Origin of the sequence: Burkholderia sp. SRS-25 (assembly GCF_004343765.1) — a bacterium.
Lineage (GTDB): Bacteria > Pseudomonadota > Gammaproteobacteria > Burkholderiales > Burkholderiaceae > Burkholderia > Burkholderia contaminans.
In genome coordinates this window covers 18,638-38,972 of record NZ_PTXM01000028.1, presented here as the reverse complement: position 1 = coordinate 38,972, position 20,335 = coordinate 18,638, and the positions used below count along the sequence as shown (strand labels likewise).

At 61.0% G+C, this 20,335-nt stretch carries 16 protein-coding genes; 8 read left to right on the top strand and 8 right to left on the bottom strand.

What is annotated here, in order from left to right:
* Positions 1 to 211 precede the first annotated feature (211 nt).
* A complete protein-coding gene (locus tag C5O79_RS32805; RefSeq protein ID WP_122478801.1) occupies positions 212 to 589 on the bottom strand; it encodes a hypothetical protein in 378 nt (125 codons plus the stop codon).
* Between the two features lie 436 nt (positions 590 to 1,025).
* Between C5O79_RS32805 and C5O79_RS32800 the strand changes: the two genes are divergently transcribed.
* The gene (locus tag C5O79_RS32800) at positions 1,026 to 2,294 is read left to right on the top strand and encodes an aminotransferase class III-fold pyridoxal phosphate-dependent enzyme (protein ID WP_122478799.1); all 1,269 of its coding nucleotides are present in this window, start codon (positions 1,026 to 1,028) and stop codon (positions 2,292 to 2,294) included.
* A 292-nt stretch (positions 2,295 to 2,586) separates the two neighbouring features.
* Here C5O79_RS32800 and C5O79_RS32795 read toward each other — a convergent pair whose 3' ends face one another.
* The 5 genes from C5O79_RS32795 to C5O79_RS32775 all read right to left on the bottom strand — a co-directional run bounded on the left by C5O79_RS32795 (position 2,587) and on the right by C5O79_RS32775 (position 6,979).
* Complete coding sequence (locus tag C5O79_RS32795; protein WP_046546616.1) at positions 2,587 to 2,883, bottom strand: EthD family reductase; 297 nt, start codon at positions 2,881 to 2,883, stop codon at positions 2,587 to 2,589.
* Between the two features lie 51 nt (positions 2,884 to 2,934).
* Positions 2,935 to 3,624, bottom strand: a complete 690-nt coding sequence (locus tag C5O79_RS32790) for a hypothetical protein (RefSeq protein ID WP_059709047.1) — start codon at positions 3,622 to 3,624, stop codon at positions 2,935 to 2,937.
* Positions 3,625 to 3,828: 204 nt separating this feature from the next.
* Positions 3,829 to 4,977, bottom strand: a complete 1,149-nt coding sequence (locus C5O79_RS32785; protein ID WP_226148036.1) for an MFS transporter — start codon at positions 4,975 to 4,977, stop codon at positions 3,829 to 3,831.
* Positions 4,978 to 5,221: 244 nt separating this feature from the next.
* Positions 5,222 to 6,100, bottom strand: a complete 879-nt coding sequence (locus C5O79_RS32780) for a phytanoyl-CoA dioxygenase family protein (protein ID WP_059709046.1) — start codon at positions 6,098 to 6,100, stop codon at positions 5,222 to 5,224.
* Between the two features lie 21 nt (positions 6,101 to 6,121).
* Positions 6,122 to 6,979: an NAD(P)-binding domain-containing protein gene (locus C5O79_RS32775; RefSeq protein WP_236862406.1), complete on the bottom strand. Its 858-nt coding sequence runs from the start codon at positions 6,977 to 6,979 to the stop codon at positions 6,122 to 6,124.
* 577 nt (positions 6,980 to 7,556) lie between these two features.
* Between C5O79_RS32775 and C5O79_RS32770 the strand changes: the two genes are divergently transcribed.
* On the top strand, positions 7,557 to 8,186 hold the full coding sequence (locus C5O79_RS32770) for a TetR/AcrR family transcriptional regulator (protein ID WP_046546611.1): 630 nt from the start codon (positions 7,557 to 7,559) through the stop codon (positions 8,184 to 8,186).
* 584 nt (positions 8,187 to 8,770) lie between these two features.
* Positions 8,771 to 9,370: a TetR/AcrR family transcriptional regulator gene (locus C5O79_RS32765; protein WP_122478795.1), complete on the top strand. Its 600-nt coding sequence runs from the start codon at positions 8,771 to 8,773 to the stop codon at positions 9,368 to 9,370.
* 141 nt (positions 9,371 to 9,511) lie between these two features.
* Here C5O79_RS32765 and C5O79_RS32760 read toward each other — a convergent pair whose 3' ends face one another.
* Positions 9,512 to 10,972 (bottom strand): aldehyde dehydrogenase family protein, encoded by a 1,461-nt coding sequence (locus C5O79_RS32760; RefSeq protein WP_122479114.1) that lies wholly within the window; start codon positions 10,970 to 10,972, stop codon positions 9,512 to 9,514.
* Between the two features lie 529 nt (positions 10,973 to 11,501).
* On the opposite strand from C5O79_RS32760, the gene C5O79_RS32755 reads away from it, so the two are divergent.
* The 5 genes from C5O79_RS32755 to C5O79_RS32735 all read left to right on the top strand — a co-directional run bounded on the left by C5O79_RS32755 (position 11,502) and on the right by C5O79_RS32735 (position 19,328).
* Positions 11,502 to 12,482, top strand: a complete 981-nt coding sequence (locus C5O79_RS32755; RefSeq protein ID WP_053060323.1) for an aminotransferase class IV — start codon at positions 11,502 to 11,504, stop codon at positions 12,480 to 12,482.
* 405 nt (positions 12,483 to 12,887) lie between these two features.
* Positions 12,888 to 14,207 (top strand): DUF1329 domain-containing protein, encoded by a 1,320-nt coding sequence (locus C5O79_RS32750; protein ID WP_047853658.1) that lies wholly within the window; start codon positions 12,888 to 12,890, stop codon positions 14,205 to 14,207.
* A gap of 16 nt (positions 14,208 to 14,223) precedes the next feature.
* Complete coding sequence (locus C5O79_RS32745; protein ID WP_046546608.1) at positions 14,224 to 15,930, top strand: DUF1302 family protein; 1,707 nt, start codon at positions 14,224 to 14,226, stop codon at positions 15,928 to 15,930.
* Between the two features lie 7 nt (positions 15,931 to 15,937).
* Positions 15,938 to 18,337 (top strand): MMPL family transporter, encoded by a 2,400-nt coding sequence (locus C5O79_RS32740; protein ID WP_122478793.1) that lies wholly within the window; start codon positions 15,938 to 15,940, stop codon positions 18,335 to 18,337.
* Between the two features lie 16 nt (positions 18,338 to 18,353).
* Positions 18,354 to 19,328: a YCF48-related protein gene (locus tag C5O79_RS32735; RefSeq protein WP_174242187.1), complete on the top strand. Its 975-nt coding sequence runs from the start codon at positions 18,354 to 18,356 to the stop codon at positions 19,326 to 19,328.
* A 214-nt stretch (positions 19,329 to 19,542) separates the two neighbouring features.
* On the opposite strand, the gene C5O79_RS32730 is transcribed toward C5O79_RS32735, so the two are convergent.
* Positions 19,543 to 20,232, bottom strand: coding sequence for a response regulator transcription factor (locus tag C5O79_RS32730; protein WP_047852851.1), 690 nt, complete (start codon positions 20,230 to 20,232; stop codon positions 19,543 to 19,545).
* Positions 20,233 to 20,335 lie beyond the last annotated feature (103 nt).

Genomic DNA, 20,335 nt, shown 5'->3' with positions numbered 1-20,335 from the left:
CCACGACGGAATCACCACCAGCGAGACACCCCATGAAGATCGACCTGACGAATCGCGTTGCGGTCTTGAGAACAATGCGGGGATCGCGCGCCTTTCCGGGAATGGTCCCCCAGGAATCGACTTTCTAATTCACCTCAACCAACTCAGGAGCGCGATCATGGTGAAGCGTTTATTCGTCGCAATCTCACTCGTTGCCGGGTTACTTCTTGTACTAAGCCCGGGATTCATGGTTCTTTACCATATCGAGCACTACGACTCGAGCCAATAGACTTCCCCTGGAAAGATCGAACACGCTGGCGTTGCCTCGCACGCGGATCGTGTCGAACGCGATCCGTGTAGCACATCGCTCGCGCGTCGGTCGGTGGCTTTCGGTCTTGAACCAATCCGACAGCATGTGAGGCCACGCGTCGAGAACGCGCGTGCCCGCGCGCTTCGGATGCTTCCGGCTGCGTAAATCAGTCTGCCCCTGCCATGCGCGCACCGCGCGTGTGAACACGCCCGTACGCACCGCGATCTCCCGCAGCGCAATCTTCTGGCGGAAATACTCCGCCGTCCCCCTGCCCACCTCCCCACCTTGATCGCCCTGCATCCTCGCTCCAAAGATTGAGCGGGGATTTCCATGATGCGGATCAGATGTCGACGCCGCGCAGCGCACGCGGCGAACTGCCGCCGCTCAACATGCCTCGCCCCCCATTGCCGCCGCATGGCGAACCTGACGTTGATCCATTGCTGCGCGGGTCTAGTGGAAAACGCCAATTTCCGTCTGGGTGACATTTATGGACACTAGACTTGGTCACTTGACCTACTAACATGAAGTAACGACAGACGCTCAAGCGCGGGACGCAGCAAAGCTGCATTCGCGACGCGCGGATGGTCGGCACGTCGATCCGACGACGAGACGCGAGATTTCGGATGCAGCATTCCCTAAAATTCCCGGGTTCCGAATGAATAGTCAAATGACTCAGTCAAAAGACTTGATACCGGGTCTGACGTTCCGGAAACGAATTTTTCACAAGGAGTCGAGCATGGACAGGCTGGCAAGGAAGAACGAGTGGTTCGCAAGAGCCGAGAAGGTCATCCCGGGCGGGATGTACGGTCACCAGAGCGTCAAGTACCTGACGGAAGATTTCCCGCTGTACTTTGCAAAAGCGAAAGGTACCCATCTCTGGGACGTCGACGGCAACAAGTACATCGACTACGTGTGTGGCTACGGCACGAATCTGTTCGGCTACGGCAACGAGCGGATCGAGCAGGCCGCTGCCCTGCAGTTGCAGAAGATCGACACGGCAACGGGCCCCAGCGAGGTGATGGTTCAGCTCGCCGAGGCGCTCACCCAACAGGTCAGCCACGCCGATTGGGCGATGTTCTGCAAGAACGGCTCGGACGCCACGTCGATGGCCATGGTGATCTCGCGCGCGTATCGCGAGAAGCGGAAGATTCTCGTTGCGCGCGGCACGTACCATGGTGCGTCCCCGTGGAACGTGCCCTATACGACGGGGATTACCAAGGAAGACCGGGCGCACGTCGTCTACTTCGAGTACAACGATATCGAGAGCCTCAACGCCGCCGTCAAGAGCGTCGATGGTGACGTAGCGGCCATCTATGCAACGCCGTTCCGCCACGAAGTGCTCTACGATCAGTTTTTCCCGTCGATCGAGTACGCGAAGGAATGCCGTCGCCTCGCGGACGAGCAGGAAGCGCTTCTGGTCGTCGACGAGGTTCGCACGGGGTTGCGCCTGTCGCGTGATTGTTCATGGTCGGACTGGGGCGTGCACCCGGACCTCAGCTGCTGGGGCAAGGCCATCGGCGGCGGCTATGCGATCGCGGCGGTGCTCGGTTCGGACAAGGCGCGAGAGGCAGCGACGAACATTTTCGTCACGGGCTCCTACTGGCTCTCCGCTGTGCCGATGGCGGCGGCCATCGAAACACTGCGCCTGGTACGGGAAACCGACTACCTCGAACACACCAGGCGCTTGGCCGACAAGCTGCGCTCCGGGCTCGCCGAGCAAGCCGAGCGGCATGGCTTCGAACTCAAGCAGACCGGGCCGAGCGTCATGCCCCAGATGCTGTTCGCGGGTGACGACGAACTCGTGTCGCGCGGCCGGGCGTGGGCTTCGGAAGTCATCAAGAATGGCGCCTATCTCCACCCGTGGCACAACATGTTCTTCACGGCGAGCCATACCGACGAAGACATCGCGCGTACGCTCGAGGCGACCGAAGCGGCGTTTGGCGCGATCAAGCAGAAGGCGGTTGCAGTGAGCCGCCTGGATATTCTGGACACGGTGCAGCGTTAATACCGGACGTTCCATCAGCCTTCGGCCCACGGCCGAAGGCCGTATTGCCCGGTGAATTCTCCCGGCGTCAAAGCCCTGATTGGCCGCGCGAGCAATCGATCGGCGTGGTTTCAGGCAACACGCGATTCACGCCTGAACCGCGTCGTGGTCAAATTGCCGTCGACCATCCCGCCTGCTGCCGCCCTCTTCCAGCAACGTGACGCTTATTGCCCAATAAGTGTGCGACAACGCGCCGGAACGCCGCCCGGTGCAGGTCGCACGCACCTCAGCGCAAAACGTCACGTCGTGCCAATCAGTCGCCTGCCCGGAAGATCGCCGGCTGGACCCGGGTGAAGTTCCTCACATCGCCGACCACCTCCGCTGTTCTGGACGAAGCGAGCGCGGCATCGATTCCAGCCTGATCGCTGAAACGCAGCAGCGTGACGCAGGCAAAAGGCTGTGGGCCCGGGGCCGGAAACAGCACCTCCACCGACTGCAGGCCACATTCGCCCCACGCCGCCCTTACGAGCGAGATGTGGGTTGCAAGATAGTACTCGCGATCAAGATCCATACCCTCTGCAGCGGGATAACTCACGATCAAGGTAGCCATAGCCGTTCTCTCGTACGAAGATACAAATAGATTCCCGCAGGAACGCGACAATTACCGCGGATTTCGCTCCAGGCGGCCAAGGGTATAGCCTCGAATCAGATTCCCTTCCTTTTCCTGCACCCGTTCCAGCGCGCAATAGGCGTAATACAACGAAACTGACATATAAGACCAAGAAAGTAATGCAAATATATAGAAAATCATATGATCGCTGTCGCCAGGGATAGGGTAGAAGTCGTAGATGCTCGCAATAATCTGCGTGGATACGAGTGTCAGGACAACACCCGCAGCGTTACGATACTCTCCGGCGCTCGCCAATTTCTTGACAACGTAAATGAGATAAAACGAGAACAAAGACCACATCACCAGATAGAAATACGGTTTGGGGCCAACCATGAAATCCGCGGTCCACAAAATAACCGTCCCCACCAGTGCGCCCACCGCATACAACACGTCGCCGACGATCGATGGTTTATATCGATGCGTAACCGACATCATGCCCGCAACGATGATGATCGGCACGCCGAAGCCTCTTGAAAACGCGTCGCAGAAAAGCGAGATGCTGAAAAAGACCGCCTTGCCGGTAAAGGCATTGATCATTAAATTCGTTGCCGAGAACGTCACGACCAGCGACTCGAATCCGAGGAGGCCGTTGCGCTTCCGGAAGTACTTCACGCCACATATGAACGAAGTCACGATCAACGCGAGATCAGCCAGGCAATAAAGATAGAATTTGAGTTCCATGAAAAAATTCCATGATCGTCGAGATATTGGTCTGCCGCTGCGCTCGTCATCCACGTTCGCGGCAGTTTTTTGCGCTGCCTGTCGACGCGAGCGGGCTCTTCCGAGAGATGTCTGCTCCGCACTGGCATGTCAGGCATGCTGGCGCCGCCCTGGTACCGGTACGGTCAGTGCGGCCACGCTCAGTTGATCGCTTCGTCGCGCACGTCAGGCGACAGCGGCTTCGGCATGTTTTGCCTTGAATTGCCGGATCGCCACGCTGGTCAGAAGGATCGGCACCACCAGCAACCCGACGGAGAGCCAGCCGACCGCACGCAAACCGGCCACGCTGAACACCGTGCCGGCAATCGCGGGGCCCACCGTCAGGCCAAGATTGATTGCCGACGCACAGGTCGCGGTGCTTCTTCCGCTGGAATCCATTTGCGAAAGCGCCGCCACCATATAAGGAGCCACCAGCGTGGCGCCGGCACTGACGAGCGCCGTCGACACGAGAAACGCCCACTTGCCGCCCACGCAATACATGCCCAGGCTGCACGCGATCAACAGCGCGAGTCCAAGGGCGATCGGCTTGAACAGACCAAAGCGATCGCCCAGCCAGTTGACCGCCACCCCCACCGGCAACTGGAGGGCCGCATTGAGCATGAACAGCATGCCGAGTTGCTCCGCTTCGACGCCCCGGGTTGCAGCGACCTCAGCGGCAAATCCCATGAGGGCCGTCTGCGAAACGTAGATGAAGAATGCGCTGATCAGAATCCCCCGGACGTCACTGGATTTGATGGCGTCCTTCCCGACCTCTTCCTCGCTTGCGTTGACGGCAGGATGCATGAACGCGCCGAAAAACAGCGCTGCCACGACCACGGCGAGCTGGACGGCATCCACCCCGATATGACCCATCTTCACATTCAAGATCGGTACGACGTACATCGCACATGAAAATATGATGGCCATCGCCACAGCGACTTGCGCGGCGACCTTCTCCGGATGCTTGACGTGTGCAATCACCCCATACGCGCACACACAGCTGACGCCCAAGGCGGCGCCGAGAACCAGCTTCGCGGCGACGAATACATAGAAATTATGTGAAAACATCGCACACGTCGACAGAACGGCAAGCGCTGCCGCAGCGAGCGCACCCGTTCTCTTGTTCAACGTCGCCGTGTGACGACCGAAAAAGATGATGGAAAGCGAAAGACAGAGCAGCACTGCGGACGCAAGCCAACCAGCGGTGCTTTCGGACAGCCCGAATCGGGCCATCGATTCTTCGATGCTGAATGGGAGCAGATAGGTAGGAGTCCAGACCACGGCTCCTGTATAAAGCAGCGCGATTTTTCGGATTCCCTTGATTTCGACACTCACGATCGACTCCTTGTCGTTTGCACGAATACGAGATCGCGACAAGGCGTCGAATCGCCCTCTTGCTCGCATTCATACTGGCACTGTTTCGAAGACTGCTGCATCCAGCCGAAAAATCGCAATATCGAAATTGCTCGCGCTTCACCGCCCCAAGCATCCCGTCGACCGACCACGATGCCTTCAGGTGATGGAATCGCCCGATCTCCGCGTAAAAATCGGGCCGGGATTCCACCACACATCCCGACCGTTAATCGAAATGCCCGACCTCGAGGAAATCCTTCATCTTCAACAGGTCGTTCGGGTCCGACATTTGACCGTTACGCTCGACGAAGCCGGCGAAAGTCGTGCCGTACGTCCAGCCGAGCAGGCGCTGCAGTTCTTCCGGATAGCGCTTCACGCGTTCGATGGGCACCGTGAGGTACTGGTTTTCTTCCTGCCGAAGGATCGCCAGGTCATACGACATCGTCAGGCCGGTGCGCGGCGCATCGCTGCTATTCTTCCCTCCTCCGTGATAGGTGGAGCCGATGAAGAACAGCGCATCGCCGGCGGACATGGTCGCGGGAATGGCTTCCTCCTTCTTGGGCATGCGCTCGTCGTCCCACTTGTGGCTACCCGGGATGACAAGCGTGGCGCCGTTTGCCTCCGTAAAGTCCGATACGGCCACCATCACCTGGAACCGGGCCTCGCGCCCATAGTTCGGGTGCCGCCAGAGCCATACGGAATCGTCACGATGCAACGGCTGAAGGCCCTGACCCGGCAGAATCTGAATGGCTTGCGTGACCCCCACCTGAATATCGGGAGCGACGTCGACCTGGTTTTCGCCGCTCCAGATCTTGATCGGCGTCTGCAGGATGCTGCGCGCCGCACCCAGATAGAGCGGATGCAACGCAACCTCGGCCATCCAGTCGGTACGCGCGAAGAGGCGCGAGACGCGACGCGTCTGCGTACCGGCGAAGTAGTCGTCTACTCCGTTCGGAGCCGACTCGAGCGTGTCAAAGAGCGTACGCTGGATTCGCGCAAGCAAATCGGCATCGAGAAAGTTCTTGACGATCGCTCCACCATCCTGCCTGACTGCATTAGCAAGATCTTCAGGAGTGCTACCACTTGAAAGGCGCTGCAACGACATGATGATTCCTCCAACAAAGTGTCAATGATTGAAGAGTGCGGCGTACCCTCGGCCACCACTGCCTTCTGCAATGGATGACAGGATTCGCTCACGGAGCGCCTTCAGAATTCGCGGCGGTTGCCCGATATCTTCCTGCGCCTGCTGAAACAGTTCGATCGCTCGTGCGTAGATGTCGAGGTCTGCTCCTCGCGGTTGATAGTCGGCGGCCGCCACGGACTCGAACAGACCTTCGATGAAATGAGTCTGACCGGCGATATAGGTTGGAATCAGGTCGCGAATCTCGTCGATCGAAATGCCCGAGTTCACGACGAATCTGAGCCCTTCCAGGAAGGCTGCGCCGGCACCAAAAACGAAGGTGCCCGTCAACCCGGCGTCGAGCACGTTCGGCACGTCAGGTCGCGCACTGACGTAGGTGGATTGCGGCGCAATCTTCCGAAGCAGAGGCTCCACTTCGCCCCAGATCTTCCCGTCGCCACCAAAAAGGATGGCGGCGCTCTCGCGGCCGATATCCGGCGGGAAGCACTGGATTGTTCCGCTGATGAATTTTGCGCCGGCGCCACGCACGATTTGATCCAGCTTCTGGACCTCGGACGGGCGCCCCGTTGCCAGATTGATCACCGTTTTCCCTTTCAGACGCTCGCCCAGCGCCTCGAAGTCTGCCGCGAGGTCAACGGGCGTTGCCGTCACGACGACGATGACGTCCGCCTCATCAACGGCGGCGGTGGCACGCTCGGCAACCCGGGCTCCCAGTTCGCGCATATGCTGCGCCTTTTCAGCCTTCCTGTTCCAGACGACGACTTCCGCACCATCGTCAAGCAAGGTGGCGGCAATGGCGGACCCCATCACCCCCAGGCCCAGGACAGCAATCACGTTGCTCATTCGCATTCCCTATCGTTGTCGTTGACCACACTATCGAGAAATATCCTTCGTTCAAGTCAATCAATCAAATCAATTGACTTGATCATACGACTATAAAGCAAGGCGTATGCCAATCGGATCCAGGTGTTCGCCCTTCGTGAAGTGCGGCTGACGCAACCGGTGGTGATACGCATGCCCCGGCGTGGGGAATCAGCCGCACCAAGTGATGCTCAGCGTCACGATAGCGGTGCAGACGGTTGACTTGATCAAATGACCACGAATCTGCAGGCACGAGTCTTATGCTTCGACAGGACATTGGGAATACGGAGTTTCCATTAGCCTCCTCATGAAGGCGCCGTCCGAGCCAACGCAGCGGCGCCCTTTCCAGCGCACGCATGGCTGCTTCGTCGTGCACGCACGGCGGTCGCCGTACCTGCGAGCGGCATTTCTCACACCGCCGTGGCAGCACAACATCCGTGCCGGACAATGCCTTCCGTTGCTTGCGAAATGCCGTCCATCGTCATGCTAATATCCGAGGATTCGACTACCCTGCACGGGTAGCGCCTTTGGACGAAGACATATAACGGAGCGCTGGCCTATGCAGCGAGTACGGGCTGAAGTCCGCCGCCAGGACCTCGTAGCGGCGACTGTCGCGGTGATTGCAGAGCACGGTGTGAAGGGTGCCACGACCCGCCGCATCGCCGAGGCTGCAGGATGCCCACTGGCTTCCCTGCACTACGTCTTTCACTCAAAGGACGAGCTGTTGTTCGCCGTCTACGAGTCGCTGATCGACCTGATCCGCTCGGATAGTCCCGAGCCTCCGGAGCACGGCACCCTGTCGGACCTGGCGGAGTTCAACCTGCGCTCCGTGATGGCCTGGTTCGAAGCAAATCCGACATACGCGAAAACCCAGTCCGAGTTGTATACCTGGGCGCTCCGGCACCAGCCCGACATGGCCATTGGCGCCCTTCGCATCTCCCAGGAAGGCGCCCGCGCCAACCTGACCGCCGCCGAGCCGCGTGCAGATGCCAAGGCGCTGGACGCCATCGCGCGGTTGACCATCGTCCTGATCGACGGACTGCTCTTCTCGTGGTTTGCCCAGGAAGATTCGAAACGTCTGGCTGCCGATGTCGACCACGCCAGCAAGATGCTGGCCGCCTACGCGGCATCCCTGTCGGACGCTCGCCCTGCCGCCAAGACCCCTCGCAAGTCCGTACGGAAGCACTGAACGGCTGCCACCTGCCCGGAGGCACTGGCTCCCTCCGGTGCCCTCACAGCGGCAGCCGTCGTCGCTTCAGAATGACCACACGGCTCGCGGCGCATGACGTTCGCCATTTCGCCCATGCGCCGCACCACGTGCACACGCTGCTCGAAGGTGCGCTCGGGAACCGTTGTTCGCGTTCGAGCGCAACACGTGCGACGTGAAGTAACCGGCACCTCAGAGAATCCACACCGGCTGCGGCCAAGCACCCCGTTTCCGTTCGCATGGAAACCCGACGCTCCCGGCAGACAGCCCTCGGTCTTACGCCGCAGTTCTCGCGCTCACGGGTTTACCTCCATCGACAGCGCCTCTTCGTCTGCTTAACGTTGACCGATCAAATGATCAAGTCACATGATCATCTTTTCCGAAATCAGCTGAAATAAGCGAACTGAATATTCAGGGCACCCGCGGCCCGGCCCATTCATGGACAAACTTTCAAGAAGCCGACATAATTCACGGGCGTTATGGTCACTTGACCATGTATCACGGATAAACACTACACCGGTGTATGACGTGAACGGAAGAGGATTTTCGGGTACCGGAGTTTACCAATGACAAGAGTTCGCGCTGCGTTGCGGCGACAAGATTTCGTTGACGCTGCCGTCGAAGTCATCGCCGCGCACGGCGTCGCTGGAGCCACCACACGGCGAATCGCCGAAGCCGCAAGCTGCCCTCTGGCATCGCTGCATTATGTCTTCCATACCAAGGACGATCTGTTCGACGCGGTTTACGAATCCCTGTTCGACCTGCTCGCGGCGAATGCTCTCGCTGACAGGGAATTTCATTCTTTCGGCGAACTCGCCGGATGGCAACTGCGCAAGAATGCCGAATGGCTCGTGCAGCATCCGTCGTACGCCCGGGCACAGTCTGAACTGATCCAGTGGGCAGAGCGTCATCGCCCCGACTTCGCGTTGAAAACTTATGTCGAGACCATCGAGCGAACGATCGCTTACCTCGGCAAGCGCGCGCCGCAAGTCAACCCTGACGCGATTGAATCCGTCGCCAGAATGAGCATCATCCTGATCGATGGATTGCTGAACAGTTGGCAAGGCGACACGAATATCCGCGAGCTCAGGGCGAACCTGGATAGTGCAAGTTCAGCGTTGGAGGCGTTTGCCACCTCCCTCTCGAACTCGACGGTACAAGCGTGAACGTCGCCGGGGCATGTCATTGCGCCATGGCCGGCAGCCCGACCAAGCCCATCCGCACGATGCTTCATGGCAGGCTTCGCTCCTGCCGCCTTTCCGTAGACGGACGCCCGCATACCGCCGGACGCCCGTCGTCGATTCCCGCTAGCTGACGGCGCCCGGCACCGCGCCGAACATCGACTTCGTCTCCAGGAACTCTTCGATGCCGGCGTAGCCCCACTCTCGTCCGTTGCCGGACTGCTTGTACCCACCGAACGGCGCCGCGATGTCGACGGGCGCGCCGTTCAAATGCACCATCCCGGTCCGCAACTTTCTGGCGACCCGCTCCGCGTGTTCGATCGTGTCGCCATAAACATAGCCGGACAATCCGTACGGCGAGTCATTGGCAATGGCGACAGCGTCCGATTCGTCCTGGTACGGGATGATCACCAGGACGGGGCCGAAAATCTCCTCGGTTGCAATCTTCATGCGGTTGTTCACCCGGCTGAAGACCGTCGGCTTGACGTAGTAGCCTCGTTCAAGCCCGGAGGGATTGCCGAGCCCACCCGACAGGAGCACCGCGCCCTCGTCGATTCCCGTCTGGATCATCTCCTGCACCTTGCGATGCTGGCGCTGGTTTGCCATCGGCCCCATGGTCGTGCCGGGATCGCGCGGATCGCCGACGACGACCTGCGTGCACGCCGCGACTGCAATCTGCTCCGCCTCCTCGAGCCGGTGCGCCGGCACCAGCATTCTCGAGGGCGCGGTGCATGTCTGGCCGGAGTTGGCCATCATCTGGAGCACGCCGTGCGTGACACCCTGCTGAAAGTTTTCGCTGTCCAGAATGATGTTCGCCGACTTTCCGCCCAACTCCAGCGTCACCCGCTTGATCGTCGTCGCAGCGGCCTGAGCGACCTCCACGCCGGCGCTCGTCGAACCCGTCAGCGACACCATGTCGAAGAGCGGGCTGGACGCAATGGCCCTGCCCAGGCGCTGCCCGGCGCCCTGCACGAGATTGAATACGCCGGGAGGAACGCCGGCCTTTTCAAGGATCTCGGCGAGAACGATCGCCGAGTACGGCGCATTCTGACTGGGCTTCAACACGATCGTGCACCCCGCCACCAGCGCGGGCGCCACCTTGCACATGACCTGGTTCATCGGCCAGTTCCATGGCGTGATCAACCCGCACACCCCCACCGGCTCCTTGACGATCCGCGACGTGCCCTGGGCTCGTTCAAACGGATACTGCTTCGCAACTTCGAGGGTCGTATGGAGGTGCCAGAGCCCCAGCGCCGCCTGAAGCGGGCGGGAGATAGCGTCCATCGGTGCGCCCATCTCGAGCGTGATTGCGTCGGCCATGTCCTGCAACCGCTCCGTGTATGCCCCAATCACGCGCTCGAGCAGCTTGAGCCGCTCGACGAGGGGCGTGTTCGAGAATGCTGTGAAGGCGTCGCGCGCCGCTTCCGCGGCCAGGTTCACGTCGTCTTCGTCAGAGAACAGCAACACGCCGGAGACTTCGCCCGTCGCCGGATTGATGATGTCGTGCTCCATGCCACCGTTCACCGGCTCCACCCAACGGCCGCCTATGAACGCCTTGCGGAGATGGTCTGCGTCGAAAATCGGCATCTGCTCGCTCCATGTCATTTTGTATCGAGGGCGAAGCTTCAGCCTTCTGGATCGCCCGGGAAGATCCATACTAACGTCTTTTTTGATCATTTGGCCAAGTCACATGACTCGGTAATAATCAGTATTGCCACCGGCATACCAAAGTAAGACGCTTCAGGGAACGAACGGTCATGCCGCTGCAAAAGACCTGCAGCACGTGTGACCGGATGCTCGCAACACGCCGAAGCCTCTTTGCCCAGGCCGACCGGTTTGGTCTGCCGGGACGGACGTTCGACGATCACCGGCCGGCAAGCACGAGTCTGCTCGCCGCTCGCGTATCGCGGCACGCATCACAGAGGGTTAACCTTCATCGACAAGGAATTTTTCGAGCAATACTTTCTACTACACGGTCATTTGATCAAGTCATATGGCAGACTTCACGCCGGATAGCCAGGAAGCAAGCAATCCGCAAGGAAGCGCGCCGAGACCCGGTCGCTTTTGACGTCAACATCGAACGACAACTCTCCCTCGGGAGCGAAAGGTAACTACCATGGCAATCATTCAAGTCCAGCAGATCATGCACGAGAATCCGCTGCATGCTCGCGCTCCGCATGAACCCCGCTATGAAGATGGCAGCGCCTTCTGTGACGGCAACTACGTTCCCATCACCGAAGCGACCGTCCCGCTCGTCGACGCGGGATTCCTGCATGCCGACGCGGCCTACGACGTCGTCACCGTCTCGCGAGGCAACTTCTTCCGGCTCGACGATCACCTCGCGCGCATGGAAGAGTCGTCGGCGAAGTTCTTCCTCGAGAATCCGTTCAATCGTGACCAGGTCCGGGAGATCCTCCACAATCTCGTGCGCAACGCCGGCCTGAAGGACGCGTACGTCTGGTGGTGCGTCACCCGCGGCCCGCTGAGCGTCGACCGCCGCGACCGCAGCGCAATGAAGAACGCCATGTTCGCGTTTGCCGTGCCGTTCTTCTTCCAGGCCGACGACGAAGTTCGCACGCGTGGCTCGAACCTGTTGATCAGCAAGCACTACAACCGCATTTCCGCGAAGGCGGTCGATCCCACGGCCAAGAACTTCCACTGGATGGACATGAAGCTCGCGCTCTTCGAAGCCATGACGCAGGAGAAGGACTGGGCGGTTCTCGTCGACGAACACGACAACCTCACCGAAGCAGCCGGTGCGAACGTCTTTTTCGTCAAGAACGGGGAGCTCTACACCCCCGCTGAAGGCTGCCTGCTGGGCATCACGCGCCAGAGCGTCTTCGACATCGCCGCCGAGCTCGGCATCAAGGTGAACATCGGCAAGTACACCGCGACCCAGCTGCGCGACGCAGACGAAGCATTCACGTCGTCGTCGGCAGGCGGGATCATGCCCGTCAGCGCGGTAGACGACCAACCCCTCGGCAACCGCAACGGCCCCGGCCCGATCTCCGAGAAGATTCACAACCTCTACTGGGAAAAGCGCTGGGCAGGATGGCACGCTCAGCCGGCTGAATACTTCTCGTCGATCCCGGCATAAGCCGGAAGCCGGAAGCCGTTCAAAAGCGGCGCGTACGAAGCCGATCCGGTCGAACGAGCCGCATCCGGCCCCGGTGGGCGCCCAATAGCTGCATGCATCGACAAGCCGTCCGGCGCCCGACCAGGCGCCGGTCAATACGAACTTCTACGTTTTAGCGATGACCTGGAAGTTCGGTGATTCAGTAAAACAAAGCACGAACACACCCCAATTCATTTCGCATAGCTAATAAACGGCCTGGACTATCGGCACCTTCAACCGTTTTTACCTATGCACAACCCTTTGGCGGGCGCACGTCAGCTGGTCAAGGTCAAGGAGATAGCCGTGGTCAAGACTCATTCTTTCAAGAAATCTGCTTCGCTCATCCGATCGGCAGCGAAATTGTCCGTCATCGCTTCCGCCGTCGCGATGTCTTTGACCGGTGCGCTCGCGGAAGGTACGGATTCATCTCATACGCCGTCGGGCGCCGAAATCGCCGGCACCGCGAGCGGCATTCCTGCCTGGACACCCGTGGGCAACGTCGGGGCGGGCTGGAGTTACGGCAAGCGCCGCTCGGACTTCTTCAAGTACAAATCCGACAAGCCCCTGTACACGATCGACGCCAGCAATGTCGACAAGTACGCGGACAAGCTCAACCCGGGCCAGATTGCGCTGTTGAAGAACCTGAAGGGCTTCACGATGCCGGTCTATCCGTCCCGGCGCACGTGCGGCGTCCCCGATTTCGTCGCGGAGAACACGAAGAACAACGCGGGCTTCGCCAAGATGTCGGCTGACGGATCGGAACTCGCCGATGCCCGCCTGCCCGGCTACCCGTTCCCCGCGCCCAAGACCGGCGCGGAAGTGATGTGGAACGCGAAGCTGCACTACCGCGGCGCAGGCGTCGAGATGCGCGACATCACCACCGTCGTCTCCCCGCGCAAGGGCGCGTCCGACTGGATCAAGAACGTGTCCGACGCGTGGATCTACCAGCCGTGGGGCGACAAGGCCGGCACGACGTTCGCGAAGGTCAATCAGGTCGAAGGCAACGCCTACTACGCGTACAAGTCTCCGGCGGCCATTGCCGGCCAGGCCGCAATCTTTACGAACTATGCCGACAAGCCGACCGAAGTCTTCTACTACTTCCCTGGGCAGCGCCGCACCCGTCGCATGCCGTCGTATGCGTACGATGCGCCCCAGATCGGCTTCGACAACCAGTACAACATCGATGAAGCGCTGATCTTCTCCGGACAGACGGACCGATTCTCCTGGAAGCTGCTCGGCAAGAAGGAAATGATCGTTACCTATAACGACCTGGGCATGTACGACTTCTCGGACAAATTTGAAGATGCCTACGGCCCCGACTTCGTGAACCCGTCGAAGCGTCGCTACGAACTCCATCGCGTGTGGGTCGTGGAAGCCACGGTCAAGCAGGGGATGCGCCATACCGCTCCCAAGCGCCTCTTCTATGTCGACGAAGACAGCTGGAGCTACCTCGGCGCGGTGGACTACGACGCGCAGGGCAACATCTCGAAGGTTCGCGAGGGTTACATCATTCCGGTGTACGAGACGGGGAGCTGCGACACGCTCGCATTCGCTCAATACAACCTCGTCGACGGCCGGTACCTCGTGGACGGTTCGATGCTCGCGGCCGGGCGGGACGCGAAGTGGTCGGTCGACTCGTCGGCGGACCAACACTACAAGCCGAGCTTCTACAACGCCGACAATCTCCGTGCGTTGAGCGAGCGTTGACAAGGGCCGAAACAAAATGGCTACCACCTCCTCATTACAGCCCCGCTCCAGCGTGGTGTTCGTGCGCGCGGCGATCGCGGCGCTTGTCGCCGTCGGGTGCGGCAGCGCGCACGCCTTCACGTTCACGATCGGGAACGTCGAAGGCAGTTTCGATTCGACGATATCGGCCGGCGTCGGCATCCGAACCGCGTCGCCGAGCAGCAATCTCGTCTCGCCGACCTACAACGTGGCCACCGGAGCGCAGACAGGTGGCGGCCGACTCGGTCAGTTGAGCGGCCTCTCCGATCAGGGCGACATCAACTACGGCAAGGGTGATCCGTTCACGAGCTATCTCAAGGGCAACCACGAGCTGGTCCTGAAGATGCCGTCGCAAGGGCTCACGTTCATGGCACGCGGCACGTGGCAATACGACTACTCCGGTACCCGCACGACAGGCGCAACCAGCGGACAGGACCTGTTCTACAACCCGTCGCCCAACCTGAGCGGCGGGCTCTCGTCCGATGCCGAGAAGAACATCCGTTTCAAGCCGCGCCTGCTCGACCTGTGGGTCAGCAAGCAGTTCAACGTAGGCGACCAGATTGCGCGCATCCGCGTGGGTAACCAGGTCGTCAGTTGGGGCGAAAGCATCTGGGAAACCGGCGGCGTCAATGCGACGAACGCGATCGACGTGAATCGCGCGTCCCAGCCCGGGGCGCAGGTCAAGGAGATCATCCTGCCCGCGCCGATCGTGAGCGTCGCATCCGGCGTGGGTCACGGCGTGAACGTCGAAGGGTACTACCAGAGCAACTGGAACCAGAATTACCTTCCACCGGTTGGCAGCTATTGGTCGAACCAGATCGTCGGGCCCGGCAACAACACGTACGGCGCCTCGACCGTCCATCCGAAGAACGGCGGGCAGTATGGTTTTTCCATTCGCTACCAGCCGGCGGGAACGGACCTGAATCTCGGCTTCTACACGATCGCGTACCACGACAAGTTCCCGCAAGTCTCGCTGAGCTCGACGGGCGGGACGGTCTTCCGGTTTCCCGAAGACCGTCACATGATCGGTGTCAGCGCCAACTTCCCCGTGGGCGACTGGGCGATCGGCACCGAACTGTCGTACCGGCCCCGAGACGCAGTTCCGCTGAACCCGGCCAGTGGATGCGTCGCGCAAGGGGGAAACTGCTGGGTCGACGAGAAGCGATTCCAGTGGCACTTGACGACGCTCTACTCGCTCCAGCCGGGCAATTCCGCGGCGTTCCTGAAGCTGCTCGGCGCCCAGACCGCCACGCTGACGACCGAGACGGTGATCATCGCGTATCCGGGGCTTCACAAGAGCTACGGCGGGTCGCCGATTTCGCCTGGCGCGCTTCTGTGGGGGAACGAATTCAACGACTTGTTCGCGACCGGCGCACTCAACACGCCGGGTAGTGCCCAGGGAACGAAATACTCCGGCGGGATCGACGTCGATTTCAACTGGGTCTACGACGGCACCCTCATTCCCGGGTGGCAGGTCAATCCGGGGATATTCGTCCGATACGGCCTCTTCGGCAACACGCCGAACGTGAATGCCCAGTTCATGCGCGGCGTGACGGCCATGAACCTGTATGTGAACTTCATACAGAACCCGGCGAACTGGCAGGTCGGATTGAACTACACCCGTTTCATGGGCCCGACCAACCCGCTGGCCAACCCGCTACGTGACAGGGACTTCGTGGCAATCGTCGCTTCTCGAAATTTCTGAGGTCAATATGAATCAAACGCCTGTTTCCGACGCAGCCCGACCCAGCAAGCTGCCAAGAATTCTTCATTCGCTGGAAAATACGCTGTTCGGTCACAGGCGTCTCGTGCTGGGGCTTCTGGTTCTCTTCACGGTCGTCATGGCCTGCTTCGCCGTCAAGCTGCGCATGGATGCCGGGTTCGAGAAGCAGCTTCCGCTGGGCCACGAATATACCCAGACGTTCAACGAGTATCGTGGTGACCTGCTCGGCGCCAACCGCCTGATCGTCGTCGTCAAGGCCCGCAAGGGCAGCATCTGGACGCCGGCCGGGTTGAAGCGCCTGTATGAAGTCACCCAGGCGGTCACCTTCCTGCCGAACGTGTCTCGCAGCAGCGTTCAATCCCTCTGGACTCCGAATTCATTCGTCAACGAGATCACCGAAGACGGGTTCCGCGCGGACCCGCTCATTCCCGGCACCGTGACGCCCGATCAGCTCGACGGCAACACGGTCGGCGCCATTTCGCGCTCGACTGCCCAGGGCGGCTTCGTCGGCAGCCTCGTGTCGCGCGACCAGAGCAGCGCAATGGTCACCGCCGATCTCAACGAGCTGGATGCGAAGGGTGAGCGAGTCGACTATGTGGCATTCGACAAGGCGCTCGAATCGCAATTGCGCGCCAAGTTCGAGGATTCGAACTATGAAATCCAGATCATCGGTTTCGCGAAGCAGATTGGTGATATTGCAAACGGCGCGTCGTCCGTCCTGAAGTTCTGCGCGATCGCCCTGCTCCTGACCGCGTTGGCCGTCTACTGGTACTGCCGCTCCGTTCGCCTGACGATCCTGCCGCTGACCTGCTCGCTGGTCTCGCTCGTCTGGCAGTTCGGCACGCTGCATCTCCTCGGCTACGGGCTCGACCCGTTGGGCGTGCTGGTTCCGTTCCTGGTGTTCGCGATCGGCGTGTCGCACGGCGTCCAGCAGATCAATTTCATCGTTCGCGAAATCTCCCACGGGAAGTCGGTGGAGCAAGCCGCCCGATCCAGCTTCAGCGGGCTGCTGATTCCCGGCACGCTCGCGCTGGTGACCGCTTTCGTGTCCTTCGTCACGCTGATCCTGATTCCGATCCCGATGGTGCGCGAGCTCGCGATCACCGCTTCGCTCGGCGTGGCGTACAAGATCGTCACGAATCTGGTGATGCTTCCGCTGGCCGCGTCGTTGCTCAAGGTCGACGGCAATTACGCAAAGAATGCGGAAGGGCATGCCGTTCGTCGTGGCCGCGTGCTCCGCGTGCTCGCCAAAGTCGCCATTCCGCGCAATGCGGCGATCGTCCTGCTGGCCGCCGTCGTGGTGTTCGCCGTGGCGGCCTGGGAAAGTCGGGACCGCGTGGTCGGCACGCTGCAGGCCGGCGCGCCCGAGCTTCGTGCCGATGCCCGGTTCAACAAGGATTCGGTGTCGATTGCGTCGAGCTACGACGTCGGCCTGGACTGGATTTCCATCGTCTTCGAAGCGCCGCCCCAGTCCTGCAACAACGTGGAGGTCGGTGCGTACCAGGATCGCTTCGTCTGGTCGATGCGTGCCGTCCCCGGCGTGTTGTCGGTCGTTTCGTTCTCGTCGTTGCTGCGGCAGTACAACGAGGGATACAACGAAGGCAATCCGAAGATGTCGGCGGTCCCCATCGACCCCGACAACTATTCATCGCTGGCCGGCGAGGTGGCCCGCACGCCCGGCGTCATGCGCAAGGACTGCAGCATGACCGCGGTGAACATCTATCTGGCCGACCACAAGGCAACCACGATCACCCAGGTGATCAACGCCGCGAAGCATTTCCGCGATGCGAACAAGCTGCCGGGCGTGAAGATCCGGCTCGCGTCCGGCAACGCCGGCGTGCTGGCCGCGGTCAACGACGAAATCGAGCGCAGCGAATTGCCGATGATGCTTTACGTCTATACGACCATCGTCCTGCTCGTCCTCGTCACGTACCGCGACCTGCGCGCGGTCCTCGCCTGCTGCCTGCCCCTGACGATCGGCACGTTCATCGGGTATTGGTTCATGAAGGAACTGCAGATCGGCCTGACCGTCGCCACGTTGCCCGTGATGGTGCTGGCGGTGGGCATCGGCGTCGACTATGCGTTCTATATCTACAACCGGCTGCAGCTGCATCTCGCCAACGGCGTCGGCATCGTCAAGGCGCTCGAACAATCGATCCTCGAGATCGGGACGGCCACCATCTTCACGGCGATCACGCTCGCGATCGGCGTCGCCACCTGGTCGTTCTCCGAGCTCAAGTTCCAGGCCGACATGGGCAAGCTGCTGGCGTTCATGTTCATCGTCAACATGGTCATGGCCATGACGGTCCTGCCCGCCTTCGCCGTCTGGCTCGAGCGCATCTTCCCGCGGCGCAAGCCCGCCCGTGCCCCCGGCCTGCTCGCCCATTGAAGAAAAAGAGGATTCCATGACCCTGTATCGCAAGGTTCTCTCGCTGTCGGCCGGTGCCGTCGTCGTTGGCGCGCTGCTGGGCAGCACGCCAGGCGCGGTATCCGCATCGGAACTCCGGCCCGTTCCGGCCGTCCAGTCCGGCATCGCGACCCAGTCGGCCGTGCTGGATGCCACCTGGGCCGGCCAGCGGGTCGTGAGTGTCGGCGCGAACGGCATCGTCCTGCTGTCCGACAACCGCGGTGCGACGTACCGTCAGGCCAAGTCCGTGCCAGTAAGCTCGACGCTGACGTCCGTCAGTTTCATCGACGCCAGGACAGGTTGGGCAGTCGGCCACTGGGGCGCGATCCTGAAGACGACGGACGGCGGCGAGACGTGGGAGGTTCAACGACTCGCGACGAACGAGGATCGCCCGCTGTTCGGTGTGCACTTCATCGATGCCGACCACGGCGTGGCCGTCGGACTCTGGTCGCTCATCCTCGTCACCGATGACGGCGGCAAGACCTGGACCAAAAGAGAAGCCGTTCTCCCGAACGGCAAGAAGTCGGACCTGAATCTGTTCGGCCTCTTTTCGAACGGCAATGGCGAGATCTTTGCCACGGCCGAGAAGGGGCAACTCCTGATTTCCAGGGACAAGGGCAACACGTGGGAAAGCGTGGAGACCGGTTACAAGGGCTCGTTCTGGTGCGGCGTCGCGCTGCCCGACGGCGTACTGCTGGTCGGCGGGCTGCGTGGCACGTTGATGCGAAGCGAGGACAACGGCCATACCTGGACACGCGCGACGCTCGACACCAGGAATTCCATTACCGCGCTTGCGTCCCGAGGCTCCACGGTATTGGCGGTAGGGGTCGACGGGCTGCAGGCGCAAAGTACCGATGATGGCAAGACGTTCCAGCGCCTGCACACCCAGACCGGGACGACGTTCACCGCGGCGCTCCCCTCGGCCGGCGACAAGTGGCTGATCTTTTCTCGCGACGGGGTCGTCACGCAGTAACTTTCGGATGTCTGATGCGCACGGCGAGCCGCGATCGTGAATCGCGGTTCGCCGTGTCGAAGCCAGGTGGTTACGGTCGATGATCGGCGCACCCGCCGCACCGGCTCGGGCCCGACGATCTGCCGGTGGTGCACCCATCGCAGCTGCATGCACGTCAGCGCCAATGCTGACTCAACGAACCGCGGCTTCCGGTCACGAGCGACGCCCTTCCCCGTCAACCGGATTTTCGAAGACGATAGCCGACGCCGTGCACGCTTTCCAGGATGCCCGACACCCCTGCGGCCGCCAGCTTTCTCCGTAGCCGGCTCATGTGACTGTCGACGGTGCGTGTGGATGCGCTGATGTCCGCCATGCACGCATTGAGCAATTCGACGCGCGTAAATGCACGATTCGGCAGCCTGGCCATGTGCGCCAGCAGGCGGAATTCGACGAGTGTCACGGAAACCGGCATTTCACCGGAGGGCGTTCTCACGCACGCCATATAGCTTTCCGTATCGACCTCGAGCGCACCCACGCGGAGACGACGCTCAGGCGCGAGCGCACCGGAGCGGCGAAGCATCGTGAGCAATCGCGCGACGACCACGTCCGGGTTGAAGGGCCTGACGATGTAGTCGTCGGCGCCGGCGTGCAGTGCGCGCAACCGCTCCCAGTCCAGGTCACACGCCGAAATGACGACGATAGGGGTATCGCTTTGTCGTCGAAGCCTGGCGAGCATGTCCAGGGTATCCGCACGCAGTTCACGGACGTCGAGAATGACCAGATCCGGCTTCAGGTTCAGTTGCGTGGCCAGCATGGCCTGGGAGATGTTGGTCTGGAATGTTCGAAACCCGTTGCGAGTCAGGCAGGTATCGAGCGTTGAGGCCATTTCCGGCGCGTCATCCGCAATGAGTATGAGCGAGTGCATGATCGAATATCCGAGTCGTTGCCTGTCGCGCACGCGGACACCTTCCGGACAGCGCTCAGGCGCGGCAGAGGGTTCCCCGTTCACGGGCGTGGCTCGTCGAATG